Raw genomic sequence first — 12,860 nt, 5'->3', positions numbered from 1 at the left:
AGGCATAGATTGTTTTTGCAGGCTTGAGAAAGGGTATTTTTAATTGACCCTGAAACTCCATAAAGTCGCGCAACTTCGTCGCGTCGAACGGACTTCATCATAGAGGCTAGATTTTCGTAGGACATCATGAGCGCAGCGTAATGTGCCGATGAAAGCGAAGCTTTCATTGTTTCCACTAAAAGTCCCTACGTAGACACGTCATTCCCGCGAAGGGCGGGAATCAAGCTCTTATGGTCTAGGATCTCGGCTTCAGCCCGACATGGAATTCATGCTCCATTCAAACGCAAAAGGTTACGTTTACTCAGCACCAAGTCCCTTCCCCTTTTGTCTTCAAGGGGAAGAAACTAAGACCTAGCGCCGCAACGCCCTCTCCACACATATAGCAGAATGCGCGTCATTCGCCGCATAAAGAATCTGGTTTTCTTTAAGAGGATAAGCGCCCCAGTTGGATTTTTGGGCGCCTTTACCAAGGCGTTTTCCCAGTACCATGGCGACAGCGGCGCGGGCGCCGATGCTGTTTTTCTCTCCGGCGAGTTGCTTTAAGGTGACAGACAAGTCTTGCGTGTTGGTGATGTCGATGTTGAGTTTGTTACGCAGTTCTTTGTTGTCGTCTTTGATGCCGAAGCCGATTTTTTTGATCTTTGGATTGGTTAGTATTTCCTTGGCTGCAGCGACAGCCGAAGGAAATCGAGTTGGGAATAGGAACGCTTTTGACTCTATCGCCAGTTGGATGAGCGATGGCCCCGGACTGACTTGGCCTTTCTGGAAAATCGGTTTGCTCTCGGTGTCGAATCCTAAGCTGGTTTCGTTCTCTAGTGCTGTTATGGCTTGCGCGGCATCAAGTTCGTTTTCAACGATGACAATGTCACGAAGGCCAAGGCCAATATACAAGGGTAATTGGCTAATCTGTTCCTTGGTAGGACGTTCCATTCTGTTTCTCTTGTTTCTTTAAGCTTTTTTCAAATCAAACAATACGTCGTGAATTTCCGCTTTTAGCTCTTTGTCGATAATTTTATTGCTGTGGATTTTGGCTTGTTCTAGGTATTCAATAGCACCGTTTTTGTCGCCAAGTTCTAGTTTCAGTTGAGCGGCCGCGAAGCCGATGGAGGAAAGGTAATCTTTGGAATTTATAGCGGCGGCTTTTTCTAGCGCCTTGTCATAGATAACAATCGCCTGTTCTAAGTCGTCGGTAAAGTCGCCTAGGGTTTCCCACTGTACTGGGTGGTCTTTGTCTGTGCCGTCGTTGTCATCACAAATGGCTTTCAATTCCGAATAATAGGCATCAAAACCCGCTTGGTCTTTTTTGTTGGCGCAGGTCATGAGTTCTTTGGCTATATAAAGTACTTCTTTGTATATTTTGGTGTTCATATTTTACTCTGTTTGAGGCATTCGATTATGCAATAACGAGTATGGTAATTTTAATGGGCCATTTATGACAGCTTTTCGCTGGGTTCTTCACAAATAATAGGAGTTATCTAAATGCAAGTTCACGAATGTGTCTCTTTTATATTGCTAAAGGACAATCAGGTATTGTTAGAAAAACGCGCCAAGGACAAAGAATATGATCCAAGTCTGATTGCGATTCCTGGCGGTCACATAGAGCTAGGAGAAACACAAGAACAGGCTTTGTTACGAGAGCTAAAAGAAGAGCTAGATATCGTCCCGACGTCTTATGTCCACTTGTGCTCTCTTTATCATCCAACAGGTGAACTTCAACTCATTCACTATTACGTCGTCAATCGTTGGGAAGGTAAAATATTGTCTCTAGAGGCAGACGAAGTGACTTGGTATTTTCTTGATTCTAATCCTCTAGAAGTTGAGGCTGATAAAGTGGCATTGGCAGAATACCGTAGACTTAGCTCGTCATTAGATATGACATAAATCCGCTACAACAACTTAATAATAACCAAACATATGATATTTTTATGAAGCCAATTATACCTGTTCTCCTTATCGCTCTTTCAGGCTATGTCAGTGCTGCGAACTTACAACCATGCGCATTCACGCCAAAGCAAACAGAACAAAACCCCTACCCTGAAATTGAGTTATTTCATCACTGTGCCTCTTATCAAAACAAACACCTAGAAATATCGGATAAACACTGGAGCAAGTTAAACTTCAACGAAAACCAACTAACGACTCTATTTACTCAAGGCCAGTATTTTTATCTTAAACCCGATAGAAGCTACCTGTCTGTTATCACTTACGACAATGGAGCGGATTACTTTCAAGAGGGTCTAACTAGGTCTTTATTAAACGGCAAAATAGCCTTCTACAATCATGATTTTGAGTTAGTTTTGGCAACTGATTTTGATTGGGCTTGGCCATTCCAAGATGGAGTAGCCAGAGTGTGTCGCGGTTGTGTCGTTACTCAAGTTAATGAAGAGCATACTGGATTAACTTGCGGTGTCTGGGGCTATATTGATAAACAAGGGAATATGATAGAGCCGCTAAATTAAAAGCTAATTCAGATACACTTTATCGGTTTATGAATAGCGACTCTGTGTAGCTTGCTTGTTATGGCTTCGAATCAAGCTCACTTCAGCCAATACAACTATTCCCAATACTAACCACGATCCTATGATGACTCCTGTCCAGCCATCCGCTTGCCAGAATGGGTCAAGGTAAAACCCGCCTAGACTAGCACCAAGATAATAAAACACTAGGTATAAGGAAGAGGCACTGGCTTTAGCGTGCTTAGCATTTCGGCTGACAAAACCGCTGGCTGTTGAATGACATAAGAAAAAGCCAAAACTGTTTATTAATAATCCCACAATGATAGCCAATAAAGAGTCGCCGAGGGTGACTAACGAGCCAAACATAAAAATACAAGTGCCGAGCACCATAATATTGGGCTGGCTCCAACGTTTGGCAAGCTTACCAGAAATCGCCGAACCCAAGGTACCAGACAGATAAGTTAGGAAGAGTAAACCCACGTACTTAGCGGTGAGATTATATGGCTCAGCTTCTAACACGAAGGTCACGTAGCTGTATTGGTTAATAAAAATGAAGAAGCTAAAGCCACCAATGAAGTAACTGGTTAATAAACGACGGTTCTGCAAATGACTTTTCATGTTCTTCAGAATGTGGCCAACACGCAATGGTTTTGCTTCAAAATGCTGTGATTTTGGTAGTAAAAAGAAAAAAGCCAATAAACAAATCAGGCTAATCGCACTCATCACACCAAAGGTCGCTGATCGACCCAGCCACTCCCCCACAAATCCACCGATAAGACGGCCGCCGATGCCTCCTAGAGTATTGCCGCTAATGTATAAGCCAACCGCCACCATCAAGGCTTCAGGCGTGTATTCATCCCCCAAATACGCAACAGCAATCGCCGGCAACCCCGCCAAGAAAAACCCTTGTAGGCCGCGCAGCACTAACAAGGCTTCATAACTTTGTACTAATGATAAGCAAAAAGTGGTTAAGGTAATGCCGACCATGGTCATCACCATAATCCCTTTACGACCTAATGCGTCTGAAATTGGACCGTAAAAAAGTAAAGAGATGCCCAATGTCAAAGTTGTAATAGTAAAACTACCGCTGGCTTGCAGTGGCGTAATGGAAAATTCGTTGGCAATCATTGGCAGCAGCGGCTGAGTCACATAAACGTTGGCAAAAATCATAAAAGAGCCAATGATGAGTGCCACTGTGCCTCGCCAAAAAACAGAACTACCCACTTCTATCACAAACATTCTCCTACTATCGCAGCAGCATCAAACGGGAATGACGCCCGAATAAAACAATAAATTATCGTGACACTATACGCTTAGGAAAATAATCAATAAAATATATCCATCTTATTCAATCCATAAGGATTATTGATGGACATTAAACCGTTGCGCTACTTCATTGCCATTGCAAAAAACGAGAGTTTCACCAAAGCTGCGCAACAGCTTGGCGTTGCACAACCTGCGGTGAGCATGGCAATAAAAAAGCTAGAGACGGATTTGGGTTTGACCTTAATCCATCGAGCAGATCGCAATATCGGACTCACAGACGAAGGCAAAAAGCTGCTGACCCATGCTGAAAAAATTATCCAAGCCACCGATGATGCCCTATTGGAAATGAGTGAGCTAAAAGGATTGAGCCAAGGCGAAGTGCGTGTAGGTATTCCAAGCATGCTCGGCTCCTATTACTTCCCGCCTATTCTGATGGCATTTCGCCATAAGTACCCCAGCATTGCCTTAAAAGTCATTGAGGGAGGAACTTGGCAGTTGCAAAAGATGCTCGAAAATGGCGAATTAGATCTTAGTGTCATCGTCGCGGAAACGCTTCCAGATAGCTTAGAAACGCAAGCGCTGATTCGAGAAGAAATGCTGGTAACCATTGCGACGGATCATCCTTTTAGCCAATTAGAGCGCATCTCACCAGAAGCGTTTTTCGATGAAGAGTTAGTCATGTTCAAAGAAGGCTACTTTCACCGCCGTATTGTCGACAAGCTAGCGAAACAATGCAAAAAGACGCCTAAAATTGGTTTTGAAACCAACCTGATTCCACTAATCAAATCCATTACCCAGCAAGGCTTTGGTATATCCACCCTACTTGCCATGGTGATTGAAGAAGACGACGACTTAATTACTCGCTCTTTTGATCCGCCAATCTGGCTAGATCTCGGTATTGCGTGGCGCAAAGACAGTTACCTTTCAAAAGCCAATCGCGCTTTTTTAGAGTTTGTCAGTGAGCACGGGCAATATAAACGCTGAGCAAATAAAAATGCCTGCCCCACTCGAAGGCAGAGGCAGGCATTTACAATATTCAAAGCGGTTTAGTGAAATAAACGTGCTTCAAGCAAAGATGAGCTCTTAAAGCGATGCAAGCTTTTCGCACCAGCCAGAACGGCAAGATCAAGTACTGGTTCTAACAATACAACGCTCATATACGCCATACCAAACGTCGCCACAGAGGCTAAGTTTTCAGCGCCGAAGCCTTGCCCATAAAACGCCCAAAAAGCCACCCAAGCGACAATGCCACCTTGGTAAGTTAAGGACAGTTTCAGCGCTTGCTTGTAGCTAATATCAACGTAAGCCGTATTCTCAGTAATCGTACGACGAGCCACTGCCGACATAGCAAACAGAGGCAATAATAAAGTCGTTACATTCATGCCATATTGGGGCAGGTCAAACTGGGCAAAGAATATCCCTTGCGCTAATAGACCTAATATCAAGCCAATAGAAGCAGCGGCAGGGCCAAAGATAAGGAACAGCGTAGAGCCTAATATGAGATGCACTTCGGACACACCAACAGCGTGATGAGGCAAGAGTTCAAAAAAGGCAAAGACAAACAGTGTGGTTAACACACTACGACTGATTAAAGACATTAGACCGTCTTTTTTGATCATATCGATAGACGCTTTCGCAGAAAAGCCAAAGGCGGCCAACGCGGTAGCGTAACTCAAAACGATTTTTGCGCCGTCAACGACGCCAGGTTCAATATGCACTATGTGCCTCCAAAATATGCTTCATACTCACCCGTATGATTCAAATTAGCGGACTTTTACATGGCACAATTTGCCCATAGAAAAAGCCCTGATCAATGAAGGCCGGTCTCCGGACTGATAAGTGTTTGGTCGATCTGTATTTCTAAGGCTCTTATTCCTTCCCGTCTAAAAGACAGTGGAAGTAAGAAGAAATACACCACTTATTTACCGTTGCGGGGGCAGTACAGGCTTTGCTTTTTGAAAAACTCACCTGTTTCCCGTTTCACCCATTAGGGCACCTTCACATGAACTGGTATTCGTTATCTTAATGCAAGATTAATAACCGATTACCAGAGATTCGAAGCGTAAGGTTTAACCTGAATTTAAGCAACTAAAGCGATGAAAATAGTGAGGGGCTAACAAATGCCTTTCATAAAGAAAAGAAAGGCATTCATCTAGGTTTATTTTGCTAGAAAGTTTTTAAGACGATTTGCGTCCAGATAAAGAACTACGAGCATTCATACGCGACTCAATATTCTTCAGCAAAGACGTTCGATGAAAAATAGTACCGCCAATAATCCCAATCGCACTACCAATAGAAATGTCGACCAGCCGATGCTCCAGCAAGACCATAGTACTCATATTCGCACTGGTGATCTCAGCCATAATAACCGTTAAAGGCGTGATAAATATCACCGCCGCACCGTAGTTTTTAACGATTAATATTTCCACAACGAATTGAAAAAAAATCATGCTTAATGCCAACACCCAATAGTTAGGGTGAAACGAAAACAGTAAGTATGCCACGCCCATACCCAGTGCAGTTCCTACAATTCGATGAATATTTCGGTGCCAGATCATGCGATAAGTAGCACCTTGTAAAATAGCAGCACAGGAAATAGGTACCCAAAGCGCATTAGGCAAGGCTAACAACACCGCCAATAAATAAGAGAAAGCGATAAAGAAAGCCACTAATGCGCCCTCTAAAATAATCGCATTCACCTGAGTATCCGTTTCAATTTTTGTCGCAGGTAAATCATTTGCGCCAGTCATCAGGCTATAAATAAACGCCAAACCACACGATAGCATTCCACCCAAGGCAACCATGCCAATATTGGACGACCATTTCCCCAAATCAAACGGCAAATAAATCGCCAATGCAGAAACGAGAATAAAGAAAAAGCTACCTGGAGGCGGTAGGCAATAATATCGAGTAATCACAATCGCTCCGAAAGACAACAACCCAAGAGCAAGCGCCGCAACGTAAGGGTTAAAGCTGGACAGAGAACCAATAGTAAAGCAGATCATAAAACCAAAAGAACACATAGCGAGCGTCACCATGCGATGCGCCGTTCGAGTTTTGGGCAAATATAAAATAACCATCGCACCTAAACTAGACAGGGTTGCCAAGGCGAATTGATCTGTTGCTGCACCAATCAAGGCAGGAATACCAACACAAACAGCAGCAAGGACAGCCAGGTGCCAGGGGCGCTTGACATCACTCCATGCAAAAAGGCCTTTTAATTGAGTTAATAATACGTTGAACAAGAAAATACTCCGCTAAAAATGTTTAGTATTAAAACAGTATATCATTTTTGTAAATCTTCAACGGAAGAAAAACACACTCAATTTAATAATCTTGCCTAAGACAATAAAAGCGACCTTTCTAGAGGATTTTTAAAAATATACATATTCCTTTCTGCTATAAAAAATATAATCTCTATGTAATGTTTTGTAACTGACCACCAAAATACAACAATTTCTACAAGGACACAGATTATGAACCTGATACGGACTCTTTTATCCTTTCTCATGAAGGACAAAATCATTGCATCCCCAAACTTTAACCGCTGGTTAGTTCCCCCTGCCTCCATTGCTATTCATTTATGTATAGGCTCCGTGTATGCATGGAGTATTTTCAATCCAGCACTAACAACTGAATTTGGTGTTGTTACTAGCGCAGCAGAAGACTGGAGCCTAAGCAGTGTGGTGTGGATCTTCTCTGTGGCCATTGTATTTCTTGGTCTATCTGCAGCAATTGCAGGTAAATGGCTTGAGGAAGTAGGCCCTCGTTGTGTTGGTGTAACAGCAGCATTTCTTTGGGGCGGCGGTTTCATTATCGGTAGCGTAGGGATATCAACACACCAATTATGGCTGGTGTATTTGGGCTATGGCGTTTTGGGGGGGTGTGGCTTAGGCCTTGGTTATGTATCCCCTGTTTCGACTCTACTGCGCTGGTTTCCTGATAAGCGCGGTATGGCAACAGGTATGGCGATAATGGGTTTTGGTGGTGGCGCTATGATTGGCGCCCCTTTGAAGTCTTTTTTATTAGAAAAATTCGCGATTGCACCAACTTACCTTGGACCTGAATCAGCTGTAAATCTAATTACTGAAGGCGGAAAGCGCTTTGCAGAAATGACAAGTGGCAAATTAGAGGTTGTTATTGCCAGCGCTTCTGAAGCGGCAAAGCTGCCGACTCCTGGTGAAGCGGGTGTTTATGTTGTTGGTACAGGTGACACTGGTGCTTCCAGCGTATTTTTAACACTGGGAATTGTCTACTTTATTATCATGATCATTGCTGCCTTCGCTTATCGTGTTCCACCTAAAGATTGGAAACCGGAAGGTTGGACACCACCAGCAAAAGATGCAGCAAACACCATGATCAGCCACAATAATGTACACATTGATCAGGCCTTAAAAACGCCTCAATTTTGGCTGTTATGGGTTGTATTGTGCTTTAACGTGACCGCTGGTATCGGTGTAATCGGTATTGCAAAAACCATGATGACGGAGATATTTGGTTCTACTCTTCCCACTGTCGCTACTGCAACATTTGCTGGCACATACGTATTGATGATTTCTGTGTTTAATATGTGTGGTCGATTCTTTTGGGCATCTACTTCCGACTTCATTGGACGCAAAAACACCTATCACTGCTTCTTTGTCCTTGGCACGCTTTTATACCTTTCCATTCCTTATGCAGCTTCTGCGGTAAGCGCGGACCCTTCTGTAACTTGGTTAGTGATGTTCTACGCAGCAACCATGATTATCTTCACTATGTACGGCGGTGGCTTTGCCACTATACCTGCTTACTTAGCGGATATTTTTGGCACGCTACACGTTGGTGGCATACATGGCCGATTGCTAACTGCATGGGCAACAGCTGGTGTTCTAGGGCCTTTCGTTATCACCTACCTAAGAAATCTTTCGGTTGAAAATGCGATTACCGACTTGGTTAACAAAATAGACCCGGCCGCGTTCGAACAAAAATTTAACGCGTCCGTTTCCCAGCTAAATGAGCTAATCGCAGCTAAGTCAGTGACCGTCGCCAAATTGATGGAAATCGCTCCAGCCGGGACTATCGACCCAACGTCTAGCCTCTACAATACAACTATGTATGTTATGGCTGGATTGTTGGTCGTTGGCTTCTTCGCGAACTTAATGGTCCGTCCAGTAAAAGAAAAGCACCATGTAGAAAACACACACCCGAACCTCTAGTCGTTAACATAAACGTACAGTCGGTGACAAAATGTAAAGGCAACAAGACAAATCATGTCTTGTTGCCTTTTCTAGAAAATGTTCCGATCAATCGAACAAGTTCACACTACTTTTCGGAGTGTTCGAATTTTAAAAGCTCGTTCTCAGTCATTGTCGAGCAACAAAAATAAAGACAACTATAATAATAAAAGCTTTATCAAATGCTGTACTCATCTGATTAGAAGCATACTTTAATAGAAGGAACAACTTCATGATTAAGCGTATAAAATCCATGCCTATCACACATCAACTAGGTGTTGCTGTGTTCACGGTTTCTATTCTCTGTTTTAGTGCATTGAGCTGGTTAGCATCTAATAAATCCTACGACGGTTTTATGACCAGCATCGACCACGAACTACAAACTAGCGCTAACCAAGGCAGTATGTTGCTTGATTTTTATTATGAAAATCTAGAAAGCAATACAGACAGATTAGCCGATATATTTTTCACACTTTTCCCCAATGGAATCACAGTAAGTGATTCAGAAACGGTAAAAATTGGCGAATACGACAGCCCTTTGGCAACCAACTCAGGCGAAACCATTAATTTAAACTTTGATAAGCCAGACCAGTTTACAAAAATGACAGGCGGCACAGCGACGGTTTTCATTCGCTACGGTGATGACTTTCTTCGCGTCAGCACATCCTTGAAAAAAGAAAATGGTGACCGTGCTTTCGGCACTTTATTAGGCAAAGGTCACCCTGGTTATCAAACACTTATCCAAGGTAAAACATACTCTGGTCCGGCAGCACTATTTGGCCGCAACTACATGACAAAGTACGTTCCCTTTAAAGATACCGCAGGTAAAGTAGCTGGTATTCTTTATATTGGTTTTGATTACACTGAAGGGCTAAAAAGCTTAGAACAAGAAATCAATACCCTATCCTTTGGAGAAACAGGCAAAGCCACTGTTATCAGTTTAAAAGAAGGCAAAAACTTCGGCAGAGTCGTTATTGATTCCAAGAATAAAGGTAAGCTATTTAGTGAAATAGGCCTAGCCAATGCAGAAAAACACTTAGAGTTAATGAAAAAGCAAGATACTGGCACATTTTTCACCCAACAAACCATCAATGGTGTCACTAAAGAAAACATCATGTCATTTCGTCATGCCGAAAACTGGAATTGGGCGCTATTAACAGGAGGTCCGGTAAATGAATTCACAGTGGTCGCTAACTCTGTTCGTAATAGCTTAATCATCATCTCACTCATTTGTGCGACCATTCTTGTAGCTCTGATTGCCTTTATTACTCAGCGCATTCTTTCCCCTTTAAAACGTGTTGGTCAAGACTTGCAAGAGCTAGGTAATGGAAACCTTTCAACACATCTTTTTGAAAATGGGCACAATAACCAGATTCATAGTCGCAATGAAATAGCTATTCTGTTCGAGCACGGACGAAATACCATCAAACAATTACGCTCCATGCAAATGGAAGTAAGAAGCAGCATGGAATTACTTGCCAGCTCCAGCCAGAAAGTACAAAAAACTGCCTCACAGGCTTCAAAAGGTATGACCAAACAGCAAGTTGAAACAGACTTGGTTGCTACCGCCATGAACCAGATGGTTATTGCCGTTGAAGATGTGTCAAAAAATATCACAGAGACAACGAATGAAACCCATAAAGCCGACGAAGAAACTCGAGCAGGTACTCAGGTAGTTAATAATGTTGCTACCGATATGCAAGCGCTAACTAAGGTCATTGGCCATGCCTCTTCCGTTATGCAAGAAGTTGAAAAAGAAAGTGTAAACATTGGTTCCGTACTTGATGTTATTCGCAGCATTGCGGAGCAAACCAATCTGCTCGCCCTTAATGCTGCCATTGAGGCCGCTCGCGCAGGTGAACAAGGCCGAGGTTTTGCCGTTGTTGCTGACGAAGTAAGAACGCTGGCAACTAGAACTCAAGATGCGACATCTGAAATTGAAGGTATGATCGACCAACTACAAAAACTGTCTAAAACAGCTTCTATTGAAGTTATCAGTGGTCGTGACCAGGCAGCAGGAAATGCGGAAAAAGCGATTGAAGCAAGCAAAGGATTAATGAAGGTTACAGAGTCTGTTAGCTTAATAAACTCTATGTCTATTAACATCGCCAGCTCAATTACAGAACAATCTGCCGTGGCTGTCAGTGTTAATGAAAACATATCGAACATTCGCCACGTATCAAATGAAACTGCTGATGGCGTAAAAGAAATGATAGCAACAACCCAGACTCTTTCTGAGGTATTAGAAAAATTGAAGATTTCAGTAAATAGATTCTCTCTGTAACTTCAGCCCTGAAACACTTAGTTTGTTTGCAAAAAAGGGAACAGCCAATGGCTTGTTCCCTTTTTCATGAGTTTAAGAAGTCTTGTAAAATCTATTTAAAAATTTTATCAGACCAAACCGTCAAACCTGCCGCCACACTTCCAAAGTGGTCACCATCCAATACAGGAATGTCACCGATATTCGCTTGAATTGCATCGCGAATAACTGGCGATTTAGCCGAGCCCCCCGTCATATAAATGAGATCTGGTTTCTCGCCCGCTTGCTCAATGGCTGCTTTCATTAAATTCAGCATTTTCTCTAATGGCGAAGCAATCGATTTCGCCAATTGTTCGCGAGTAACATCAGCACCTAAAGCGGCTTCAATATAATCCAGTGAAGCAAAATAGTTCTGGGCGTCGGACAACGCAATCTTCGCCTCTTCCGCACTGCGAACAATATGATAGTTATGCTTTTCTTCACGCATTCGCAAGAAACGCTCAATCAATTTTGGTTCTGCCGCATCCACTCGTAGCTGATGCATTTGGTTCTTCGTCTCCATACTATTGAAGGTCGCAATGGCTGAAACATCATTGGTTGTAATGGCATTCCAATAAAGCTGCGTCGGCATTGGCAAGCCTGTTTTTAACAATGACTCCATACCAAAAAGCGGCATTAAATGCTTACCTGCAATCTGTATATCTAAATCATTACCGCCAATCCGCTCACCGGTATGCGCTAAAAAATCACCACGACGATCTTCTTTTTGAAGATAATCAGGGCCCATACGAACCATGGCACAGTCCGTAGTGCCGCCACCGATATCCACAACCAATACCGTTTTATTTTCGGTAAGCTTAACTTCAAAATCCAAACCAGCCGCAATTGGCTCATAAAGAAACTCGATTTCTTTAAACCCAGCTCGCTTGCCTGCTGTTGTTAAAATCTCTAGCGCTTGGCGGTTACTGACTTCTGCATCAAGGCCTTGGAAGTTAACAGGACGGCCAATAACAGTGTGAGTAATGTCAGCGCCCAAGCTTTTTTCAGCACGCTGTTTGATGTTCTGCATCATCACAGTGACTACATCTTCAAAAAAATGTATATGCTCGGAGCGCAGTCCTGCACCGCCTAGAAATGACTTAGGTGATTTTACGAAGTAACCTTCTTCAGGCCATTGGAAATATTCGTCAAATGCCGCACGGCCAAAAAATAACGTTTGATCTTCATCCGCAATATCTTCTTCATAACGAGCTCGTTTTGCTCTTGTTAACGCGTTCATTCGCAATTCTGCAAACGCTTGCCTTGACTGAATATCTGGCAGCCCTCTTCCGACCGCTTCAGTAATTAAATCTCTATCTAAAGCGTATAAAGTAGAGGGTAAAAATGCATGCTCTCCTTCTAAAGCGACCAAACGCACAGCAGAATCCTGAACTATGCCTAATGCACAATTTGATGTTCCGTAATCAAATCCACAAATCATCTAAAATTACCTGTTATCGCTAATAGGAAAGGGCCGCGGACGATAGCAGAAAGATCCAAAAGTATCAAAGCCATCGATAACACCAAGAAAACATTTATGAGACACACAAAAAGCTGCAATGAAATAACAGTGAATAATATAGAATATGCCCTATATTTATAATTGCATTTACCACTAAGCTCAGG

Annotated in this window: 11 protein-coding genes and 1 riboswitch; of the genes, 5 read left to right on the top strand and 6 right to left on the bottom strand. The window is 42.9% G+C overall.

Annotated features, from left to right (window positions below):
- Positions 1–351: 351 nt before the first annotated feature.
- Both DFP77_RS07365 and DFP77_RS07360 read right to left on the bottom strand, forming a co-directional pair.
- Positions 352–930: a 3'-5' exonuclease gene (locus DFP77_RS07365; RefSeq protein WP_114411638.1), complete on the bottom strand. Its 579-nt coding sequence runs from the start codon at positions 928–930 to the stop codon at positions 352–354.
- Positions 931–948: 18 nt separating this feature from the next.
- Positions 949–1,368, bottom strand: coding sequence for a tetratricopeptide repeat protein (locus DFP77_RS07360; protein ID WP_114411637.1), 420 nt, complete (start codon positions 1,366–1,368; stop codon positions 949–951).
- 111 nt (positions 1,369–1,479) lie between these two features.
- On the opposite strand from DFP77_RS07360, the gene DFP77_RS07355 reads away from it, so the two are divergent.
- Together DFP77_RS07355 and DFP77_RS07350 are read left to right on the top strand one after the other, a co-directional pair.
- A complete protein-coding gene (locus DFP77_RS07355; protein ID WP_114411636.1) occupies positions 1,480–1,881 on the top strand; it encodes an NUDIX hydrolase in 402 nt (133 codons plus the stop codon).
- A gap of 44 nt (positions 1,882–1,925) precedes the next feature.
- Positions 1,926–2,459 (top strand): WG repeat-containing protein, encoded by a 534-nt coding sequence (locus DFP77_RS07350; RefSeq protein WP_114411689.1) that lies wholly within the window; start codon positions 1,926–1,928, stop codon positions 2,457–2,459.
- 27 nt (positions 2,460–2,486) lie between these two features.
- Here the strand turns inward: DFP77_RS07350 and DFP77_RS07345 are convergent, their stop codons facing one another.
- Positions 2,487–3,689 (bottom strand): MFS transporter, encoded by a 1,203-nt coding sequence (locus DFP77_RS07345; protein ID WP_114411688.1) that lies wholly within the window; start codon positions 3,687–3,689, stop codon positions 2,487–2,489.
- 135 nt (positions 3,690–3,824) lie between these two features.
- Between DFP77_RS07345 and DFP77_RS07340 the strand changes: the two genes are divergently transcribed.
- A complete protein-coding gene (locus DFP77_RS07340; protein ID WP_114411635.1) occupies positions 3,825–4,706 on the top strand; it encodes a LysR family transcriptional regulator in 882 nt (293 codons plus the stop codon).
- Positions 4,707–4,768: 62 nt separating this feature from the next.
- On the opposite strand, the gene DFP77_RS07335 is transcribed toward DFP77_RS07340, so the two are convergent.
- Positions 4,769–5,440: an energy-coupling factor ABC transporter permease gene (locus DFP77_RS07335; protein ID WP_114411634.1), complete on the bottom strand. Its 672-nt coding sequence runs from the start codon at positions 5,438–5,440 to the stop codon at positions 4,769–4,771.
- 83 nt (positions 5,441–5,523) lie between these two features.
- Positions 5,524–5,737, bottom strand: a riboswitch (cobalamin riboswitch).
- 162 nt (positions 5,738–5,899) lie between these two features.
- A complete protein-coding gene (locus DFP77_RS07330; protein ID WP_114411633.1) occupies positions 5,900–6,967 on the bottom strand; it encodes an FUSC family protein in 1,068 nt (355 codons plus the stop codon).
- A gap of 231 nt (positions 6,968–7,198) precedes the next feature.
- Here DFP77_RS07330 and DFP77_RS07325 point away from each other — a divergent pair, with 231 nt between their 5' ends.
- A complete protein-coding gene (locus DFP77_RS07325; RefSeq protein ID WP_114411632.1) occupies positions 7,199–8,917 on the top strand; it encodes an OFA family MFS transporter in 1,719 nt (572 codons plus the stop codon).
- Between the two features lie 250 nt (positions 8,918–9,167).
- Positions 9,168–11,219 carry a methyl-accepting chemotaxis protein gene (locus DFP77_RS07320; protein ID WP_114411631.1) on the top strand — a complete coding sequence of 684 codons (2,052 nt, stop codon included), beginning with the start codon at positions 9,168–9,170 and terminating at the stop codon, positions 11,217–11,219.
- Positions 11,220–11,310: 91 nt separating this feature from the next.
- On the opposite strand, the gene yegD is transcribed toward DFP77_RS07320, so the two are convergent.
- Positions 11,311–12,675: a molecular chaperone gene (gene yegD / locus DFP77_RS07315; protein WP_114411630.1), complete on the bottom strand. Its 1,365-nt coding sequence runs from the start codon at positions 12,673–12,675 to the stop codon at positions 11,311–11,313.
- Between the last annotated feature and the right edge of the window lie 185 nt (positions 12,676–12,860).

The sequence above is a fragment of the Marinomonas foliarum genome, assembly GCF_003337275.1.
Lineage (GTDB): Bacteria > Pseudomonadota > Gammaproteobacteria > Pseudomonadales > Marinomonadaceae > Marinomonas > Marinomonas foliarum.
Note: the sequence above shows the minus strand (reverse complement) of the source record. Positions and strands in the feature narration are given on the sequence as shown.